The organism is Mesorhizobium huakuii (assembly GCF_030160235.1).
Lineage (GTDB): Bacteria > Pseudomonadota > Alphaproteobacteria > Rhizobiales > Rhizobiaceae > Mesorhizobium > Mesorhizobium huakuii.
In genome coordinates this window covers 88964-108067 of record NZ_BSNY01000007.1, presented here as the reverse complement: position 1 = coordinate 108067, position 19104 = coordinate 88964, and the positions used below count along the sequence as shown (strand labels likewise).

The 19104-nt window shown below is 63.8% G+C and carries 16 protein-coding genes; 11 read left to right on the top strand and 5 right to left on the bottom strand.

Translation table 11 applies throughout. The features are described 5' to 3' along the window. Window positions 1-6: 6 nt before the first annotated feature. Entirely contained in the window at window positions 7-717 is a 711-nt protein-coding gene (locus tag QQK95_RS01830) for a TetR/AcrR family transcriptional regulator (RefSeq protein WP_284268247.1), read from the bottom strand. Between the two features lie 142 nt (window positions 718-859). Between QQK95_RS01830 and QQK95_RS01825 the strand changes: the two genes are divergently transcribed. Beyond that, window positions 860-1534, top strand: a complete 675-nt coding sequence (locus QQK95_RS01825; RefSeq protein WP_284268245.1) for a methyltransferase family protein — start codon at window positions 860-862, stop codon at window positions 1532-1534. 166 nt (window positions 1535-1700) lie between these two features. Continuing rightward, the gene (locus QQK95_RS01820) at window positions 1701-3602 is read left to right on the top strand and encodes a CASTOR/POLLUX-related putative ion channel (RefSeq protein ID WP_284268243.1); all 1902 of its coding nucleotides are present in this window, start codon (window positions 1701-1703) and stop codon (window positions 3600-3602) included. Between the two features lie 120 nt (window positions 3603-3722). Here the strand turns inward: QQK95_RS01820 and QQK95_RS01815 are convergent, their stop codons facing one another. Then, on the bottom strand, window positions 3723-4604 hold the full coding sequence (locus QQK95_RS01815) for an HpcH/HpaI aldolase/citrate lyase family protein (protein WP_284268241.1): 882 nt from the start codon (window positions 4602-4604) through the stop codon (window positions 3723-3725). Next, a complete protein-coding gene (locus tag QQK95_RS01810) occupies window positions 4604-5056 on the bottom strand; it encodes a MaoC family dehydratase (RefSeq protein ID WP_183460092.1) in 453 nt (150 codons plus the stop codon). Before QQK95_RS01810 ends, QQK95_RS01815 begins: the two co-directional genes overlap by 1 nt. 154 nt (window positions 5057-5210) lie before the next feature. Here QQK95_RS01810 and QQK95_RS01805 point away from each other — a divergent pair, with 154 nt between their 5' ends. Further along, window positions 5211-6335, top strand: a complete 1125-nt coding sequence (locus QQK95_RS01805) for a DUF2336 domain-containing protein (protein ID WP_284268238.1) — start codon at window positions 5211-5213, stop codon at window positions 6333-6335. On the opposite strand, the gene QQK95_RS01800 is transcribed toward QQK95_RS01805, so the two are convergent. Then, the gene (locus QQK95_RS01800; RefSeq protein WP_284268236.1) at window positions 6332-8398 is read right to left on the bottom strand and encodes an FUSC family protein; all 2067 of its coding nucleotides are present in this window, start codon (window positions 8396-8398) and stop codon (window positions 6332-6334) included. The genes QQK95_RS01805 and QQK95_RS01800 overlap by 4 nt on opposite strands. 44 nt (window positions 8399-8442) lie before the next feature. Continuing rightward, on the bottom strand, window positions 8443-10500 hold the full coding sequence (gene parE, locus QQK95_RS01795; RefSeq protein WP_284268234.1) for a DNA topoisomerase IV subunit B: 2058 nt from the start codon (window positions 10498-10500) through the stop codon (window positions 8443-8445). A gap of 238 nt (window positions 10501-10738) precedes the next feature. Between parE and cpaB the strand changes: the two genes are divergently transcribed. The 8 genes from cpaB (at window position 10739) to QQK95_RS01755 (ending at window position 18962) form a co-directional block, all read left to right on the top strand. After that, window positions 10739-11665 carry a Flp pilus assembly protein CpaB gene (cpaB, locus tag QQK95_RS01790; protein ID WP_284268232.1) on the top strand — a complete coding sequence of 309 codons (927 nt, stop codon included), beginning with the start codon at window positions 10739-10741 and terminating at the stop codon, window positions 11663-11665. 30 nt (window positions 11666-11695) lie between these two features. Next, complete coding sequence (locus tag QQK95_RS01785; RefSeq protein ID WP_409371644.1) at window positions 11696-13141, top strand: type II and III secretion system protein family protein; 1446 nt, start codon at window positions 11696-11698, stop codon at window positions 13139-13141. 4 nt (window positions 13142-13145) lie between these two features. Then, window positions 13146-13415, top strand: a complete 270-nt coding sequence (locus QQK95_RS01780) for a hypothetical protein (RefSeq protein ID WP_284268231.1) — start codon at window positions 13146-13148, stop codon at window positions 13413-13415. A 35-nt stretch (window positions 13416-13450) separates the two neighbouring features. Then, a complete protein-coding gene (locus tag QQK95_RS01775) occupies window positions 13451-14665 on the top strand; it encodes an AAA family ATPase (protein WP_284268229.1) in 1215 nt (404 codons plus the stop codon). Continuing rightward, entirely contained in the window at window positions 14662-16083 is a 1422-nt protein-coding gene (locus tag QQK95_RS01770; RefSeq protein WP_284268227.1) for a CpaF family protein, read from the top strand. Before QQK95_RS01775 ends, QQK95_RS01770 begins: the two co-directional genes overlap by 4 nt. A gap of 4 nt (window positions 16084-16087) precedes the next feature. Then, on the top strand, window positions 16088-17053 hold the full coding sequence (locus QQK95_RS01765; protein WP_284268225.1) for a type II secretion system F family protein: 966 nt from the start codon (window positions 16088-16090) through the stop codon (window positions 17051-17053). A gap of 1 nt (window position 17054) precedes the next feature. Next, window positions 17055-18020: a type II secretion system F family protein gene (locus tag QQK95_RS01760; RefSeq protein WP_284268223.1), complete on the top strand. Its 966-nt coding sequence runs from the start codon at window positions 17055-17057 to the stop codon at window positions 18018-18020. A gap of 114 nt (window positions 18021-18134) precedes the next feature. After that, window positions 18135-18962: a PA3715 family protein gene (locus tag QQK95_RS01755; protein WP_284268220.1), complete on the top strand. Its 828-nt coding sequence runs from the start codon at window positions 18135-18137 to the stop codon at window positions 18960-18962. The last annotated feature ends 142 nt before the right edge of the window (window positions 18963-19104 follow it).

The window sequence follows — 19104 nt, the reverse complement described above, 5'->3', positions numbered from 1 at the left end:
GGCAAGTCACCCTGCCTTGTCGGCTTTCCGTCTGGCTGTCATGACGGCTCTGATATAGCCGGGCTCTCCAATCCGGATGCTGCCGTCGGGAAGGCCGAGGATGCGGTCGAGAGCGATTTCGTAGAGCCTGACGCGTTTTTCCAGGACTTCGATCGCGACCTCCATATCGGCGTCGCTGCCGCCGGCGATCGCCTTGGCGACGACGTCATGCGTGGCAAGGCCGAACTGCATGACGATGTCGGCGACACCCTCGGGATCGAAGGTCCTGAAGGTGCCGTCTTCGACACCTTGCCGGATGATCCTGACCAGCAGGGGCGAAAACGACGCGTTGGCCGCCAGGTTGATGCGGTGGAAAAGCACCAGATTCTCCGGCCGAAACATCGTTTCGAAAAGAGCCCAGGCCTCGGCCGCGGTCTCGATCTTGGCCTGTCGCGATTGGCTGAGCAGGCTGTTCAGCCGGCCAAGCGGGTCGAGGCCGGGATCATCGAGTATACCCTGGACGCCTGCCAGCGCCTGCCGCGCGAAACGGTCTGCCAAGGCCTCCAGAAGAGCCTCCTTGGAAGGGAAGTAGTGATAGAAGGCGCCCTTCGAGATGCCGGCGGAGGCAATCACGTCGTTGAGGCTCGCTCTGTCGTAGCCCTGCGTCAGGAACAGGGCCTGGGCATGGTCCAGGATGTCTTCACGCCTGATCTCTGGATGCTTGATGACACGGGGCATGACGAAACCTTCTGCACGCGATGGCCGTTCCCGTCCAGCACGGATATCGGATAGTTCGCTTGAAAAATAGACCACTGGTCGGTATGATAGACCATTGGTCTGTTGCAGCCAATACGGGCAGGCATAGCGTGGAAGGTTGATCATGATCGCGAAGTTGGTGCTTCAGACATTCATCTGGTTCGGCGTCATGGGCGCCTTGTTCTTCCTGTCGGCAGGCACCTTCGCCTGGCCAGGGGCCTGGGTCTATCTGGTGGTGATGGTCGGGCTCAGCTTCACTTTGGGCGTGACACTTGCGCGGCGCGATCCCGGCCTGATGAACGAGCGGCTGCGGTCTCCGATCCAGAAGAGCCAGACCGCGGCCGACAAGGTCCTGCTCTCCATACTTCTCATTGGCATCTTTGGCTGGCAGGTCTTCATGGGGTTCGACTTCCGTTTCGGCTGGTCGGCGGTTCCCGTCTGGGTGAAGGTGGTCGGCGCGCTGGTCCTGCTGGTCGGCATCTGGATCTGCTACCTGACCATGCTGGAGAACAGTTTCGCGGCACCCGTGGTGAAGATCCAGGATGAGCGCGGACAGCACGTGATCACCACAGGGCCTTACAGCTACGTTCGCCACCCGATGTATGCCGGCGCCATCCTCTTCTTCGCCGGCACGGCACTCCTGCTTGGCTCCTGGTGGGGACTGGCCTTGGTGCCCGTGTTCGTCGTTCTCCTGGCCATCCGCACCTTCATCGAGGAGAAAACCCTGCGCACCGGCCTGCGCGGCTATGACGATTACGTCACCCGGGTCCGCTATCGCCTGATCCCGATGGTCTGGTAGCAGCCGCACCAGGCCGGCAGTTCAGTTTTCGCCATACTGCGGTTTCCTTAGCCGTGACCATGCGAAAAGCGATTCCCCTCCTTCTGAACACAGGCTAAGAGAGCGGCTTCGGCGATGCGCTGGGTTGGCGCATCGACCTTGGGGATAGTGCGGGGGCACCACTGGCATGAAGAAACGCGACTCGCTGGGAACCCGGCTGCGCTACGGCTTCGACAAGAGCATGGCCGCCGGCCCGATCGCGCTGATCGGCTGGCTTGCCGTCGTTTCCCTGCTGATCATCATTGCTGCCGCGGCTTTCCTTGCCGTGACCCGCATCGCGCCGGAGGGCGGCGAGCCGCTGAATTTCTTCGAAGCGTTCTGGGAATCGCTGATGCGCACGCTCGATTCCGGTACGATGGGCGGCGACACCGGCTGGGCCTTCCGCCTCGTCATGCTGGTCGTCACGCTTGCCGGCATCTTCGTCGTGTCGGCCCTCATCGGCGTGCTAAGCGCCGGAGTCGACGGCAAGCTCGACGAATTGCGCAAGGGCCGTTCGCGCGTGCTGGAGGCCGATCACACCGTCATCCTCAACTGGTCGCCGTCGATCTTCGACGTGATCTCCGAACTGGTCATCGCCAATGCCAGCCGCCGCCGTCCGCGCATCGTCGTGATGGCCAATATGGACAAGGTCGCGATGGAGGACGAGATTGCGGCCAAGGTCGGCAAACTGGGCAATACGCGCATCATCTGCCGCAGCGGCGATCCGACCGATCTCTATGATCTCGCCATCGTCAATCCGCAGACCTCGCGGTCGGTCATCGTGCTGTCGCCGGACGGCGATGACCCGGATTCGCAGGTCATCAAGACGGTCCTGGCGCTGGTCAACGACCCGAGCCGGCGCCCCGATCCCTACAACATCGCCGCCGAAATCCGCGACGGCAAGAATGCCGAGGTCGCCCGCGTCGTCGGCGGCGCCGAGGTGCAACTCGTGCTCGCCGACCAGCTGATCTCGCGCATCGTCGTGCATTCGAGCCGGCAGTCGGGCCTCAGCGGCGTCTATTCGGAGTTGCTCGATTTCGACGGCTGCGAAATCTACACGACCGCTCAGCCGGAGCTCACCGGCAAGACCTTCGGCGAGGCGGTGATGGCCTATGAGCATTGCGCGCTGATCGGGCTTTGCGACCAAAAGGGGCGCGTCAATCTCAACCCGCCGTCAGATACGGTGGTCGGCAAGGACATGCGCGCCATCATCATCGCCGAGGACGATGCCGCGATCAGGCTCGGAAGCGCCGGTATCAAGATCGATACGGCGGCGATCCGCGGCCCGCGGTCCGTCGAGGTGAAGCCGGAGCGCACACTGATCCTCGGCTGGAATCGGCGCGGCCCGATCATCACCTATGAACTGTCGCGCTACGTCGCGCCTGGTTCGATCCTGACCATCGCCGCCGATACGCCTGGCCTCGAGCAGGAAGTTGCCGGACTGCCGGTCGAGGGCGACAATCTGTCGGTTTCCTGCCGCATCACCGACACGTCGAGCAGCAAGGCGCTTTCGAGCCTGGACGTGCCTTCCTACGACCACGTGCTGGTCCTCGGCTACAGCGAAACCATGGCGGCGCAGCCGGCCGACACGCGCACGCTTGTGACGCTGCTGCATCTTCGCAAGATCGCCGACGAGGCCGGCCGGCACATCTCGATCGTCAGCGAGATGATCGACGTACGCAACCGCGAGCTCGCGGCGGTGACCAAGGCCGATGATTTCGTCGTCAGCAACCGGCTGGTCAGCCTGATGCTGGCGCAGGCGTTCGAGAACCAGTATCTCGCCGCGATCTTCGATGATCTGCTCGACGAGCAGGGCTCCGAAATCTACATGCGGCCGGTCGCCGACTATGTCGCCATCGACCGGCCCTTGACCTTCTGGACGATCGCCGAATCGGCGCGGCTGCGCGGCGAGATCGCCATAGGCTACCGGCGCATCCGCGCCGGAGATGCCGACCAGCGGGCGCTGGGCGGCGTCACCGTCAATCCGCTGAGGTCGGAAGCGCTGGCCTATCTGCCGGAGGACCGGATCATCGTTCTGGCGCGGGACTGAAGAGCAAAGGCTCGCCAGACTAGAGCAATTCCAGGAAAAGTGTGAGCGGTTTTCCGTCAGGAATTGCGTCAAAACAAAGAGTTAGAGCGGTTCGCCGTTTCCATGAAACGGTGAAACGCTCTAGGCGGAGATCCCGGCTGCCTTGGCGCGCGCCAGCAGCCGTTCCGCCAGCCGCAGATGCGGGCGGTCGAACATCTTGCCGTCAATGCCGACGACGCCGGGATTTCCCGCCGCCTCGAACGCCGCGACGATCGCCGCCGACTGTTTCACCGCCTCGGCCGAGGGCGTGAAGGCGGCGTTGATGACGGGCACCTGATCGGGGTGGATCGCCATCTTGCCGGTGAAGCCGTCGCGCTCGGCCTCCGCGCATTCCACCGCGAAGGCGGCCATGTCGCGAAAGTTCGGGAACACGGTGTCGATCGCCGCGACCTCCGCGGCTCCGGCAGCCAGGATGGTCGTCAGGCGCGCGTGGCGGAACACGTCGGTATAGCGGCCGTGCTCGTCGCGGGCCGCGCGCGCGCCGATCACCGCCGAAAGATCTTCCGCGCCCCAGGTGAGACCGGCGAGCCGCGCGCTCGCGCCGGCATAGGTCGCGGCGGCGAGCAGACCCGCGGGGGTTTCGGTGATGATCGGCAGAATTTTGATCGAGCCGTCGGGCAGGCCGTTCTCGGCCTCCCCGACCCTGAGTTTTGCCGAGAGTTGCTGCACATCCTGCCCGCTGTTGGACTTCGGCAGCATGATGCCGTCCGGCTTTGCCGGAACGAGCGCTGCAAGATCGTCATCCGTCAAACCGGTCGAGAGGTCGTTGACCCTGATGTAGATCGCCGAGCTGGTTTGCCCTCTGTGTTCGGCAATAAAGCGTGCCGCAATGTCTCGCGCGGCTGCCTTGTTCTGCGGCGCCACGGAATCCTCGAGGTCGACGATCACCACGTCGGCGCCGGCGCCGAATCCCTTTTCCAGCTTGCGCTCGGAATCGCCGGGGACGAACAGCAGCGAGCGCATCAGGCGGCCTTCTTCAGCATCATCGCTTGCCTGGTGCACTTGGCGACCAGGTCGCCATGCTGGTTGTAGGCGCGGTGTTCGAATTCGACGATGCCGCGATCCGGCTTGGATTTCGATTCCCGCACCGAGATGACAGTGGTCTCGACGCGGATGGTGTCGCCGTGGAAGACCGGATGCGGAAAGGTGGTTTCCTTCATGCCGAGATTGGCGACCGTCGTGCCGACCGTGATGTCGTTGACCGAAATGCCGATCATCAGGCCGAGCGTGAAGAGCGAGTTGACCAGCGGCTTGCCCCATTCGCTCCTGGCGGCGAAATCGAAATCGATATGCAGCGGCTGCGGGTTCAGCGTCATCACCGAAAACAGCATGTTGTCGCTCTCGGTGACGGTCTTGCGAAGCGTGTGCTGGAAGACGTGGCCGACGACGAACTCCTCAAGGTATAAGCCGGCCATTTTTCAGTCTCCTGCGCTGATTGACGGTTGATAAGCGCTGCATCCAGGGCTCGCAAGCCAGTTAATGAACATGGTGAACCGTTCGTAAACCATTTCTGCCTACCGTCTCCAGCGGGGCCGGAAACCTTCCGGCATGGGGCGTAAGCAGACGGGCATGGTTGTTGTTTCGCATTTCCTGAAATGGATCTACACGGCAAGAGTGTCCGAGCGCGCCGCCGCGGCCAATGCGCTGGCCCGGGCCTATGTCAATTCCGAATTGCCGTTCGAGGATCGCTGCGCGGCGGAAGCGGCGCTGACGCTGCTGCTCGACGATGCCTCGTCGAAGGTGCGGCTGGCGATGGCCGAGGCGCTCTCGATGAGCCACCACGCGCCGCTGCAGATCATCAGTGCGCTGGCGTCCGACCAGCCGGAAGTCGCCGGCGTGGTGCTGGCGCGTTCGCCGCTGCTCACCGACGCCGATCTGATCAATCGCGTGGCGGCGAGCCAGAAGGCGACGCAGAAGCTGATCGCCGACCGTCCTGTCGTTTCGATGGCGCTGTCGGCGGCGATCGCCGAGATCGGCGAGGCGGAAGCCTGCGCGGTGCTGCTTGCCAATAGCGGCGCCGACATCGCTTCGCTGAGCTTCCGCCGCATGGCCGAACGCCATGGGCATCTGCCGCAGGTGCGCGAGGCGCTGATATCAGATGTCAGGCTTCCGGCCGACTGCCGGCACATGCTGCTGATCAAGCTCGGCGAGACATTGAAGACATCGCCGCTGGTGATGGCATTGATGGGCGCCGCGAGGGCCGATCGCGTCCTGCGGGACGCCTGCGTCAAGGCATCGGTGACACTGATCGAGGGCACGCGCCAGGAAGAACATGCCGCGCTGATCGAACATCTCAGGCTGCGCGGCGATCTCACCGCGAGCTTCCTCATCCGCACCATCGCGCATGGCAAGGTCGATTTCTTCGGCTCCACGCTGGTGGCACTCGGCCAGCAATCCGAGCCGCGGGTGAGGGCGCTGCTGGCCGGCGGCCACGACGTGGCCCTGCAGGCATTGTTCCGCAGCGCGGGCCTGGCCGTGGCAACGCATGCGATCATCCTGCGTGCCTTGAAAATCTGGCGGGAGGTCGCCAATGGCAAGCGCGTCGCCGGCGTGCAGGAAGTCAGCTGGCTGATGCTCAAGGAGTTGGGCGGGCAATCCGCGGAAGGCGATCTCGCGGCCCTAGTCAAGTCGATCCATCTCGACGCGCTGCGCGAAAACGCACGCGGCCATGCGCTGGCGATCGCGGCGGCCTAGCCTGGGTCTTTTGCGAAGAAGTCCGGAAAATCCTCCATCGCGGCGGCAATGATGCGCAGGGATGCCGCGATCTGCAGCATGTCGCCGGTGACATTCCGCTGGGCGATACCAGCCGCATACTGTCGGGCGACAGCGACGGTCGCTGTCCGCGGATCGCCGGGGGCGCGGAACAGCAGTTCGCGCGCCAGCCCTCTCAGGAAATTGGCGATCGAAGCCGTGGTTTCGGACGGGATGGCGTGGTTTTGGCTCGCGCCGCGCAGCCGCAGGATCTCCAGGCCCACCGTGACGGCGGCGACGCCGCCGCCCAACACCGCCTCGCCCTTCCTGCCGGAGTTCTGCACCAGCGGCATCAACTGGTTGATGCGGTCATAGGCGAGGCTTTCGAAGGCCGAACGCCTCGGCACGCGCTCGTGCAGGCAAAGCCGTGCCAAATCCTCGCGCATGGCCCGCACGATCCGGTTCGCCGCGAGCCAGGGATCGGCGGGCAGCACGACAATGAAGACGCCGATCGCCAGCAGGATGCCAACCAGCACGGACGCCGAGCCGGCGAAGAACGGGCCAGGATCGTAGGTCATCGCCTGATGCGGGCTGAGGAACGCGAGGAAGTTGATGGCGAAGGCCGTGGCTATGCCGACATAGCGCGGATTGGCCATGCCCAGCGCCGTCGGCACCAGGATCGGCACGACAAACAGGACGAACCAGCCGAAGCCGGGCAGGGCAGGCAATGCGATCTGGCCGACGAGGAAGGCAAAGGGCAAGGCCAGCAGCGTTCCCTTGAAGAATCCCCAGGATACCTGCACGGGATCGGGACGAGCTGCGAAAAGGCTGGATACGACGGCAACGAGTATGACCGTGCCAGCCGCCTCGGACCATTTCGTCGTCAGCCAGAAGGCCGCGACCAGCAAGGTGGCAAGGGCAGCACGCACGGCATTGCGCGATGCGCCGGGGTAGTCGCGGTGCACCACCAGCGCAGGCTGCCTGCTGGCGCGGCCGGTGCGTGTGACCGGCGCGCGCAAGGCATCGAGCCCGCGCAGCACCTGCTTCAGCGCCTCGGCGAAATCGGCTGCGATGGTAAGGCGGGTGATGGTGCCGACCCTGTCGTCACCCTGGTCGACTGAGGCATCGGGCAGTTGCCGGGCCTTGGCCGAGATCGCGTCGAGCTGTTCCACCCAAGGGGTCGTATCGTCCAGTGCGCCGGGCTTAGCCGCCAATTCGCCGACAAGGGCCTGCAATTCCGATCGCACCGGGATGAGGGCGGCGTTCTTCGGAGCGGCGTGCGAATGCAGCGCGCGTGCCGCCGACAGGGCCGAGAGCAATTGTCCGATGGTGCGCCGCACCGGGTGGGCACGCGGCGCGAAGCTCGGCGCTTCCAGCCTGGCATAGGCACGCATTTCGCCGAGTGTCTGGGTGTCCGCGACGAGTTTGCGATGCAGTGCGGAAAGTGTCGCTGTATCACCGCCCGAGAAGGCACCCGCGGCATAGGTGGCAAGGTCGAGAATGCAGCGTTTCAGCCGCGAGATGATGGCATCGCTGGCCAGTTTCGGCAGAATCAGCCGGCTGGTCACGCCGGCGCAGACGATGCCAAGCACGATTTCCGCGCAACGGGCGACAGCGAGATCGACGACCAGATGCGGCTGTCCGAAGGCAGGCAGGCCGATGATCATCGCCGTGTAGCCGGCAAGTGCCGCACCATAGGCTTCGGGATTGCGCAGCAGCGAGGAAACGAAGGTGCAGATGCCGATCCAGACGGCGAGCACCGTCACCAGAACCCATGGGTTGGTGCCGAAGACCGTGGTGATGCCGATCGCCGCCAGCCCGCCGGCCAGCGTGCCGAGCAAGCGGTAGAAGCCTTTCGCCAGCACCATGCCCGCGACCGGCTGGGCGACGATGAACACCGTCATCATCGCCCATTGCGGGTGATCGAGCTTGAGGGCGTAGGCGGCGAGCAGCGCGATCAGGCCGGCCGAAACGGTGCGCAGGGCGAAAATCCAGTCCGAGCGCGTCGGCTGCGTCAACCCGGCCAGGCTCGTCTCGAAATAGGCTTTCAGCCGTGCCCAGGTCACGTGCCGGTCTCCTTCTCGGAAGCGCAAGCTAAACTGGCCAGCGGCTAGATATCCAGCACTTCCGTCTCGGCGAATTCGGCACGTTCCTGGATGAAGCGGAAGCGGGCTTCCGGCTTGGTGCCCATCAGCGCGTCGACCGCGTCCTTGGTCGCTGCCTCGGCGTCGATCACGTCGACCCGCAGAAGCGTGCGCTTTCTCGGGTCCATCGTGGTCTCCTTGAGCTGGGAGGCCATCATCTCGCCCAGGCCCTTGAAGCGGCCAAGCTCGACCTTGCCGCGTCCGGTGAATTCGGTGCGCAAGAGCTCGTCCTTGTGCGCATCGTCGCGGGCGTACGCAACCTTGCCGCCTTGCCGGATCGAGTAAAGCGGCGGCACCGCCAGATAGAGATGGCCGCCGCGCACCAGCGCCGGCATCTCCTGGTAGAAGAAGGTGATCAGCAGCGAGGCGATATGGGCGCCGTCGACGTCGGCGTCGGTCATGATGATCACGCGGTCATAGCGCAAATCCTCGTCGCGGTACTTTGATCGCGTGCCGCAGCCGAGCGCCTGGATCAAGTCCGATATCTGCTGGTTGGCGGCCAGCTTGTCATTGCCGGCGCTGGCGACGTTGAGGATTTTTCCGCGCAATGGCAGCACTGCCTGGCTGGCGCGGTCGCGCGCCTGCTTGGCCGAACCGCCGGCGGAGTCACCTTCGACGATGAACAGTTCGGCACCGGCAGCGGCATTCTGCGTGCAATCGGCAAGCTTGCCCGGCAGGCGCAATTTGCGCACCGCGCTCTTGCGCGACACTTCTTTTTCCTGGCGCCGGCGCACCCGCTCGTCGGCGCGCGCGATCACCCACTCCAGCAGCTTCGAGGCTTCCTGCGGATTGTCCGCCAGCCAATGGTCGAACGGATCGCGGATCGCCGTCTCGACAATGCGGATTGCCTCGATCGTCGCCAGCCTGTCCTTGGTCTGGCCGACGAATTCGGGCTCGCGGATGAACACGGACAGCATGCCGGCCGCCGAGATCATGACATCTTCCGAGGTGACGATCGAGGCGCGCTTGTTGCCGACGAGATCGGCATAAGCGCGCAAGCCCCTGGTCAGCACGTTGCGGAAGCCGGCCTCGTGGGTGCCGCCTTCGCCGGTCGGGATTGTGTTGCAGTAGGAATTGATGAAGCCGTCGCCGCCGAACCACGTCACCGCCCATTCGAGCGAGCCATGGCCGCCTTGCTTTTCGCTTTTCCCCGCAAAGATTTCGCGGGTGACCTGAAAGTCGTCGCCGAGCGACGCCTTGAGATAGTCCTTCAGGCCGCCAGGGAAATGAAACTCCGCCTTGGCCGGCGTCTGGTCCTTTTCCTTGATCAGCGAAGGATCGCAGGTCCAGCGGATTTCCACGCCGCCGAACAGATAGGCTTTCGAGCGCGTCATGCGGTAGAGGCGCGCCGGTTCGAAGGCCGCGCCCTTGCCGAAGATCTGCTCGTCGGGATGGAAGCGGATTTTCGTTCCGCGCCGGTTGTGGACCTCGCCAAGCTGCTCCAGGCCGCTTACCGGAATGCCGCGCGAAAAGCGCTGGCGGTAGAGCTGGCGGCCACGCGCAACCTCGACCTCGAGATGATCCGACAGCGCGTTGACCACGGAAACGCCGACGCCGTGCAGGCCGCCGGAGGTCTCGTAGACCTTGGAGTCGAATTTGCCGCCCGAATGCAGCGTCGTCATGATGACTTCGAGCGCCGGCTTCTTGAATTTCGGATGCGGATCGACCGGGATGCCGCGGCCATTGTCGGTAACGGTCAGGAACCCATCGGCCGAAAGCTCGACATCGATGAAGGTGGCATGGCCGGCAACCGCCTCGTCCATCGAATTGTCGATGACCTCGGCGAACAGATGGTGCATCGCCTTGTCGTCGGTGCCGCCAATATACATGCCTGGCCGGCGGCGCACCGGCTCCAGGCCCTCGAGCACCTCGATGTCGGCGGCGCTATAGCCCTCGCTGCCATCCTTGGTCGCGGCCGGACGCTTGGCCGCTGCCTGCACAAGCGGGTCCGCCGGGCGCGCCGGTGTGCGAACGGGCTGCGGCTGCTTGTCCATATTGCCGAAGAGATCGTTGTTGTCGTCCATGCCTGCCATAGGGTCCGATGCTGCGAATCACCCGTCGATACTGCCACGCTTTTCAGCGCCAAGCGACGGAGGTTCCTGTTACGTTCGGGGATTTGACCCGTCTTATCCTAAAACCATTCGATAACCAAGCGGGCGGAAATAGGTCCAATACCACCGTTCTACATTCCTGATTCTTTAACAAAGCGGCCTAGCGTGAGCCCAACATAAAAAGAAACGACGGGCATCAGGGGTTTTCGGCGTGAGGGGCAAGGCCATAACGATGATCGGCATCGCCGCCGTTTTCGGTGCGATCTCGATCTTTGCCGCGGATTTCTGGGTCAAGAGCCAGGCCAAGCCCGCTGCCGAGGAGAAGACGGCTTCGATCGCCGCTCCGGCACCGCCCAGGATCGAGTTCAAGACCATCGTGGTGGCGAACGCGCCGTTGCGCTACGGCCAGGAACTCGACCGCGCCAAGCTGATCGAAATCCCGTGGCCGCAGGATTCCCTGCCGCAAGGCGCCTTTGCCACCATCGATGGATTGCTCGGCGAGGGCAATCGCATCGTGCTGTCGCCGATCGAGGTCAACGAACCGGTGCTGCTGACCAAGCTGTCGGGGCCGAACGGCCGCGCGACGCTCTCCAACATGCTGACGCCCGGAATGCGGGCGGTGACCATCCGTACCGACGAGATCGCCGGTGTCGGCGGCTTCGTCACGCCGGGCGACCGCGTCGATGTCGTGCTGACGCGCGATGCCGGCGAAATCCAGGAGGTCGCCAAGAACGCGCAAGGCGCGGCCGGTTCGACCATCACCTCGGAAATCGTCGTTGCCGACGCCAAGGTGCTGAGCGTCGGCCAGGGTGCCGACGAGCGCCAGACGACGCCGCAGATCACGAATTCGGTGACTATCGAAGTGACGACCGAAGGCGCGCAGAAAGTGGCGCTCGCCCGCACCGTCGGCACGCTGTCGCTGTCGCTGCGCTCCGCCAGCGAAGGCGGCGACGGCAAGAACGGCGTCACCACCATCTCGTCCTTTGGCGGATCGGTGGCGGCGAAGGCCCAGGCCGCGGCCGGCTCGCTGTTCGATGCGATGACCAAGGAGCCGGAGAAGCCGAAATTCAAGACGGTCATCGTGACGCGCGGCACGAAGGCCGAGGAATATCAGGTTCCTGAGCGGGACCAGAAGTAAAGGCCGGTGGGGACCGGACGGGACAGGGCAATGTTGATGCGTACCCTATATCGAATGATGGATCGATCGCGCTTTGCGCGTGCTCTGGCGATGGCTGCCGCGCTGGTTGCGAGCGCAATGCTCGCCTTGCCCGGCGTGGCCAAGGCGGACAATGACATCGTCTATGTCTCGGCGACCAAGAATGCGTCGATCAAGGTCGCCAAGGGCAAGCCCAAGACGATCGTGACGAGTGCCGCCTTCTACCAGATCGTCATCGGCGATCCCGAGATCGCCAACGTCAATCCACTGACCGACAAATCCTTTTATGTGCTCGGCAACAATCTCGGCACCACCGGCATTGCGCTGTTCGACGAGAAGAAGCAGCTCGTCGGTACCGTCGACATCGAGGTGACGCTCGACACGGATCAGCTGGCCAGCACCATCCGCGCCAGCGTGCCGGATGCCAAGATCAAGGTCGGCTCGGCCAATGGCCGTGTCGTGCTGTCGGGCGAGGCGGATGATGCGGTCGCCGCCGAAAAGGCGAACAAGATCGCCACCCGTTTTTCCGGCACCGAGGAAGTGATCAACTCGGTCAACATCTCGTCGTCGCAACAGGTTCAGCTCAACGTCCGCTTCGTCGAGATCAACCGTCAGGCGGGGCAGGATCTGGGCGCCAAATACGCTGCCAATTTCGCCTACGGTTTCGGCGGGCGCGATGTTTCGCTCGACCCCGGCACGGTGCCGGCGGCGGGAACCGGTGAAATCATCGGCCGACTGCTGTCGAACGGCGTGTCGATCGATATCGCCATCAAGGCACTGGAAGAGCGTGGTCTTGCCCGCCGGCTGGCGGAACCGAATCTCATTGCCCGTTCCGGCGAAACGGCGAGCTTCCTCGCCGGCGGCGAATTCCCGATCCCGGTCTCCGAAGACAACGGCAAGATCTCCGTCAGCTACAAGAAATACGGCGTCAGCCTGGATTTTACCCCGACCGTGCTCAAGGACGGTCTGGTCAGCCTCGACATCGCGCCGGAAGTCTCCTCTATCGATGCGTCGGCGTCCTACAATATCGGCAGCATTTCGGTGCCGGGCTTCATCGTACGCCGCGCCAAGACGTCGGTCGACCTCAAGAACGGCCAGAGCTTCATGATCGCGGGACTGCTGCAGTCGCAAAACGACATCACCACGTCGCGCATTCCCGGCCTTGGCAAGATGCCGGTGCTCGGATCGCTGTTCTCGTCGAAATCCTACCAGCGGCGCGAGACCGATCTGGTCATCATCGTCACGCCCTATCTGGTCAAGCCGGTCGATCCGTCGAAGAAAATGGTCGAACCGACCGACGGTACGCAACCGGCCAGCAATGTCGACTATTTCCTCAACAACACCGAGGAAGTGAAGGCGTCGGACACCGGCCGCGCGCTGGCGCTGGCCGATGGCAGCGCCGCACGGACCGCTCCCGCCACCACGGTCGGGCACTTCCTCGACCTGCCGAAGGACTGAAGCCATGCGTCTGGTCCTGAGATCGAGTGTCGCCTTGCTTCTTGCCGGTTTGGCCGGCGGCTGCACCAGCGACGATTACATACGCAGCGAAGGGGTGACGCCAGGCTCCGGCGAGGCCCAGGCCGCCAACACCGTAATGCAGATGGTCGATCCCTGGAAATACGGCGTCCAGAACACAAGGCTTCTCGTGCCCGCCAAGCGTGGCGATACCGTTCCGGTCACGCCGGATCAGGCCGCCGCTCCGAAGGCATCGCAGACGACCACGGCCAACTGACCCCAAAGGGCGATCGCGCTCACAGGCTGATAAAAATGGCAAACGGCATCAAGACCAAGAAGATCCTGCTCGTATCGACGGACAGGACCTTCGTGCAGGACACGCGGACCGCATTCGCCGCCTCCGAGATCATCCAGCTCTCGACGGTGGAAAAGAATGTCACCGAACTGCGCGGCGAGGTCCAGGAAGCGGACTTCGGCGCCATCATCGTCGACATGGACGCGGCGAGACTGGAGGAGGTCGAGTCGCTGCAGCGCATCATGCGCCGTCTGGAGGGCAAGGCGCCGGTGGTCGTGGTCACCCAGGAGTTCAACGCCGCCGCCGTGCGCATCCTGGTGCAGCTCAAGGTCGCGGACTTCCTGGTCAAGCCGATCACCACGGCCGATCTGGTGCGCTCGGTGGTGCGGGCCCTGCAGGGGCCGGGGCGTGAGGAAAACACCGAGTCGCAGATCTACACCTTCATGCCGGCCGCCGGCGGCGTCGGCACCACGACGCTGGCGCTGCAGACCGCGTTCCAGCTGCATCACTCGGTGACGCGCGGCGCCTCGACCTGCGTGGTCGACCTCAACTTCCAGCAGGGCGCCTGTGCCGAATATCTCGACCTCGAGCCGCGTTTCGACATCACCGAGATCGAGAACCAGCCCGAGCGCCTCGACCGGCAATTGCTCGACGTGATGCTGTCCAAGCATGCCAGCGGGCTTTGCGTGCTGGCGGCGCCGACGCATCCGTCGGAGATGCGCTCGTTCAAGACCGATGTCGTGGTGCGCATGCTGGACCTCGTCTCGGCCTATTTCGACAATGTCGTCATCGACATGCCGCGCACCTGGTTTCCCTGGACGGAGACCGTGCTGCTTGGCTCCAACAAGCTCTATATCGTCGCCGAGATGACGGTGCCGTGCCTGCGCCACACGCAAAGGCTGATCCAGGCGGTCTACGAGACGGCCGGCAAGGAAGTGAAGCCGAACGTCATCGTCAACCGTTTCGAGCAGAAGATGTTCGACAACGGCATCAAGCAGGCGGATGTCCAGGAGATCCTTGGCGAGCATTTCGTCGGCGGCATCGCCAACAACTACCGGCTGGTGCGCGAGGCGGTCGACCGCGGCGTGCCGCTGCACGAGATCGATCCCAACGCCAATGTCGTCAACGATCTGAAGAAGATCATCCTGCCGGAAGAGGCGGTCGCGACCGGAGCCAAATCGAAGTCGCTGTTTAGTCTCGGCAAGGGCTTCTTGAAGAGGAAGGCCGGATGACCAGCCGTTTTTCCACCCTGCAGAACCGCGACGCGCGTCCGCAGCGCCCGGCTGATACAACGCCGGTCGCGCATCATGCGGTCGTCATCCCGACCAGCCGGAAGGCTTCGCCGGCAAAGCCTGACGTCGCGCCGGCAAAGAACGCCAACAAGGTGCTCGACGCGCGCGTGCGCATACACCGCATGCTGCTCGAGGAAATCAACCTGGTGGCGCTGGAGCGTTTGCCCAAGGAGGAGATGCGCCGGCAGGTGCATGATTTCGTTTCGGAAAAGACCCGCCAGGAGCGGATGGCGATCAACACCGCCGAACTCGAAGCGTTGGTCGACGATATCGTCGACGAGATGGTGGGTCTTGGCCCGCTTGAGCCCTTGCTCAAGGATCCCGACATCAACGACATCCTGATCAACGGCCACCAGAACTGCTTCATCGAAAAGAAGGGCAAGCTGCAGCAGGTCCATATCCCGTTCAAGGATGAGGCGCATCTACTTAGAATCATTAACAAAATCGTCGCCGCGGTTGGCCGTCGGGTCGACGAATCGCAGCCGATGGTCGATGCCCGCATGCTGGACGGCTCGCGCTTCAACGCCGCCATCCGCCCGGTTGGCGTCGACGGGCCGCTGGTATCGATCCGCAAATTCTCCAAGAACAAGCTCGGCCTGCACAAGCTGGTCGAATTCGGCGCCATCACCCAGAACATGGCCGAAGTGCTGGCGGCGGCCGTCCACGCCCGCAAGACGACGATCATCTCGGGCGGCACCGGCACCGGCAAGACGACGATGCTCAACGCACTGTCGGCCTTCATTCCTGAAGACGAGCGCTTGATCACCATCGAGGACGCGGCCGAACTTCAGCTGCAGCAGCCGCATGTCGCGCGCATGGAGACGCGGCCCGCCAATATCGAGGGCCATGGCGAACTCAAGCAGCGCGATCTCGTCAAGAACGCGCTGCGCATGCGCCCCGACCGGGTCATCCTCGGCGAGTGCCGCGGCGAGGAGGCTTTCGACATGCTGCAGGCGATGAACACCGGCCATGAAGGGTCGATGGCGACCATCCACGCCAACACGCCGCGCGATGCCATTTCGCGCCTCGAACAGATGCTGGGCATGACCGGCATGCCGATGACGGTGCAGTCGATCCGCAGCCAGATCGCCAGCGCCATCGACATCATCGTGCAGCTGACCCGGCTTTCCGACGGCAAGCGCAAGGTGACGAGCGTCGCCGAGGTGACCGGCATGGAAGGCGACGTCATCCAGATGCAGGAGATCTTCCGCTTCGTGCGCACCGGCATGGATGCCGATGGCGGCATTCTCGGCTATTTCGAGGCGACCGGCATCCGGCCGCGCTTCCTCGAGGATCTGCGTGCCATGGGCATCGAGTTCCCCGGACGCTACTTCGAACCCGGCCGGCCGCAGGAGTAGCTGGGTGTTCGACGGGCTGAGCGCAATCTATGTCGTCTATGCCGGGGCAGCACTTACCGGCATCATGATCGCCGAGGCCTGCTATCTGCTCTATGCCGGCCGCAGCGACAAGCGCACCGCCATCAACCGGCGCATGAAGCTGCAGGAAAGCAAGATCAGCCAGGAGCAGGTGCTGATCCAGCTGCGCAAGGAGCGAGGCCTCGACGCCGGCACGTCGCTGTTTTCGCCGGACCGGTTCCGTGCGCTGCGCACGCAGTCGGGCATGATCATGCCGCTGTCGAAATTCCTGATGATCACCTCCGGCGTGGCGATGGCCATGACCCTGGTCGCCATCTGGTATGGCTTGCCGCTGCTGATGGGGCTTCTCCTGTTCGTCGCACTGCTGCCGCTGGTGCCGGTGATGGTGATGCGCTCCATGCGCAAGCGTCGGCTCAAGCGCTTCGGCATGCAACTGCCCGAGGCGCTGGAACTGATCACGCGCGGCCTCAAGGCCGGTCACCCTGTGCCGGTGGCCATCGCCATGGTGTCGCGCGAAATGCCCGATCCGATCGGCACCGAGTTCGGTGTCATCGCCGATGAGGTGACCTATGGTTCGGACCTGGTCTCGGCGTTGAATTCGCTGTTCGACAGGGTCGGCCATGAGGATCTGCCGCTGTTCATCACCGCCGTTTCCATCCAGTCCAGTTCGGGCGGCAATCTGCGCGAAATCCTCGACGGCCTGGCGCTGACGATCCGCGAGCGCGGCAAGTTGCGCCGCAAGGTGCGCGCCATCTCGACCGAGGGCCGCATGTCGGCCTACATACTGACGGCGATACCGGCGCTGCTGTTTGCCGCCATCATGGCGCTGATGCCGGGTTTCTACCGCGATGTCTGGGACGAGCCGAAAACCTGGTACCTGATCGGCGGGTCGGTGACCTGGCTGATGCTGGGCAATTTGATGATGTTCAAGATGTCGAATTTCAGGTTCTGACATGCAGGGTTTCATCGAATTCCTCGCCTCGCTCGCACCGACCTCCCTGATCCCGGTGGCGATCCTGCTTTTGGCCCTGGGCAGCGTCGCGGTCGCATGGCCGATGGTGGCGGCGAAGGGCGACCGCAACGACTTGAAGCGTCGGCTCAAGGTCGACCATGGCGCCGTGGCCGCGAAGCCCGAGCCTCTGCAGAAGAAGAACGCCAATGTCGTGCGCGAAAAGGCGGTGAAGCGGGCGCAGGAATTCTACGCCAAGAGCGATCCGGAAAATGTCGCCCGGCTGCGCATGAAGCTGATCCAGGCCGGCTATATGGAGCCGCGCGCCGTCGGCACGTTCTTCATCATACGCTTTTCCGCGCTGGTTGGCGGCGCGATCGGCGCCTTTGTCCTCAACCAGTGGCTGGCCAGCGCCGAAGCGACGATGACCAGCCGCTGGGCGTTCGTCATCCTGTCGGGCGTGGCCGGCTATTTCCTGCCCGGCCTGGTGCTGACCCAGCAGGTGCGGGAAAAGATGCGCGAGTACCGCAACGGCTTTCCCGACTTCATGGATCTGATGATCGTCTGCTCGGACGCCGGCATGAGCATGGAGGCAGGCATCGAGCGCGTCTCCAAGGAGCTTGCCAAGACCTATCCGGCGCTCAGCCAGAACCTGCAACTGGTGTCCCTGGAACTGAGGGCCGGGCGCAGCCTCGACGATGCGCTGAAGGCGCTCGCCGACCGCCTCAGCCTGGACGAGGTTCGCTCGTTCGCCACGCTGCTGCAGCAGTCGAAGGAACTCGGCACCAGCCTGTCAGGCGCGCTGCGCGTGTTCTCCGACGAAATGCGCCACAAGCGCATGTCGCTGGCCGAGGAGAAGGCTCATGCCTTGCCGGCCAAGATGTCGATACCGGTGACGGTGTGCATCCTGCCGGTGGTGCTGATGATCGCGATCATCCCGATCATCGTCAAAATGACGGGCAACCATTAGGCTGCATTGATGTTCGGTGGCCAGCCTGCACATGGCGGCTTGTCGAGCTTAATGCCAAGCAGGGGCGACAGGCTGCTACTGCTGCCCGAACTCGGCCTTCGACATGAGGATCCCATGCGAATAGTGTTGTGTGCCGCCGCTCTCGTTGCGGCCAGCCTGTGGCCCGCCCTGGCTGCGGCCGATGATTGCGGCGATGCCGCCGCGCTGTTGCGGCAGGCTTATCCCAAGATCCAGAAAAGCGCCGACGGCCGCTCGTTCACGCTCGAACCGCATACCAGCATCCCGCTCGCGGTCCCGCAGGACGGTATGCCTGGCCTGGTCTGCAAGGTCTGGCCTGCCCATGACGATCTGTTGCTGGTCGCGGTGCCGCTGATCGACAGCGTCCAATCCGCCTACGGCCAGCATGTTGGCGATATCGAGCTTCTGGTCGTCGACAGGAAGACCCTGCAGGTGCGCCAGCGCCTGCTCCAACCCAGGCTGATGAACGACGATGCCGTCGCGATCCGTGGCATCGAATTCGATACCGCGCGCTATGGGCTGGCGCCCGGTGTCACCGCCTTCGGCCTGCGCATCGACATGGCCAATCATTCACAGCCCAATCCCTTCAACGAAACCGACCTGCGGCTCTACGCTATATCAGGCAACACGCTGCGCGCGGTGCTCGACGGGCTCGCCGTGGCCGGCCATGGCGGCGAAGGCGACACCAATTGCGCGGGATCCTTTCATTCCAGCCAGGTCAGCCTGGCGATAAGCCCGACGATCCATCGCGGCTACCATGACATCATCGCGGTCGAGCGGCAGGATACCGACGAGCCGCTCCCCGACAAGGATGGCGAGTGCCAGTCCCACCCCGGCAAGTCGGTGAGCCGGACCTACCGGCTGCGCTATGACGGCAGCCGCTATCCGGTTCCGGCCGCGCTCAAGGCCATCGACCCGCCGTGAGACCCCCCGCGTCGGCTTGAGGCGTTGCGGTCCAATGGTTAACGGCCGGTATTGCGGAAACCAAATCTTTGCTGCATGTCGGCACCGAAGTTTAATCGCTTTGCTCTAATGTCTTTACCTGAAGAACGACCCGGCAAATCGG

What these genes read in the sequence shown, in the direction of transcription:
- QQK95_RS01810 (WP_183460092.1), bottom strand. Translation starts at nt 5,056, where the DNA reads ATGGCCGGCTTATACCTTGAGGAGTTCGTCGTCGGCCACGTCTTCCAG.
- QQK95_RS01770 (WP_284268227.1), top strand. Translation starts at nt 14,662, where the DNA reads ATGACCAGCCGTTTTTCCACCCTGCAGAACCGCGACGCGCGTCCGCAG.
- QQK95_RS01755 (WP_284268220.1), top strand. Translation starts at nt 18,135, where the DNA reads ATGCGAATAGTGTTGTGTGCCGCCGCTCTCGTTGCGGCCAGCCTGTGG.
- QQK95_RS01775 (WP_284268229.1), top strand. Translation starts at nt 13,451, where the DNA reads ATGGCAAACGGCATCAAGACCAAGAAGATCCTGCTCGTATCGACGGAC.
- parE (WP_284268234.1), bottom strand. Translation starts at nt 10,500, where the DNA reads ATGGACGACAACAACGATCTCTTCGGCAATATGGACAAGCAGCCGCAG.
- QQK95_RS01825 (WP_284268245.1), top strand. Translation starts at nt 860, where the DNA reads ATGATCGCGAAGTTGGTGCTTCAGACATTCATCTGGTTCGGCGTCATG.
- QQK95_RS01815 (WP_284268241.1), bottom strand. Translation starts at nt 4,604, where the DNA reads ATGCGCTCGCTGCTGTTCGTCCCCGGCGATTCCGAGCGCAAGCTGGAA.
- QQK95_RS01820 (WP_284268243.1), top strand. Translation starts at nt 1,701, where the DNA reads ATGAAGAAACGCGACTCGCTGGGAACCCGGCTGCGCTACGGCTTCGAC.
- QQK95_RS01785 (WP_409371644.1), top strand. Translation starts at nt 11,696, where the DNA reads ATGTTGATGCGTACCCTATATCGAATGATGGATCGATCGCGCTTTGCG.
- QQK95_RS01760 (WP_284268223.1), top strand. Translation starts at nt 17,055, where the DNA reads ATGCAGGGTTTCATCGAATTCCTCGCCTCGCTCGCACCGACCTCCCTG.
- QQK95_RS01805 (WP_284268238.1), top strand. Translation starts at nt 5,211, where the DNA reads ATGGTTGTTGTTTCGCATTTCCTGAAATGGATCTACACGGCAAGAGTG.
- QQK95_RS01780 (WP_284268231.1), top strand. Translation starts at nt 13,146, where the DNA reads ATGCGTCTGGTCCTGAGATCGAGTGTCGCCTTGCTTCTTGCCGGTTTG.
- QQK95_RS01830 (WP_284268247.1), bottom strand. Translation starts at nt 717, where the DNA reads ATGCCCCGTGTCATCAAGCATCCAGAGATCAGGCGTGAAGACATCCTG.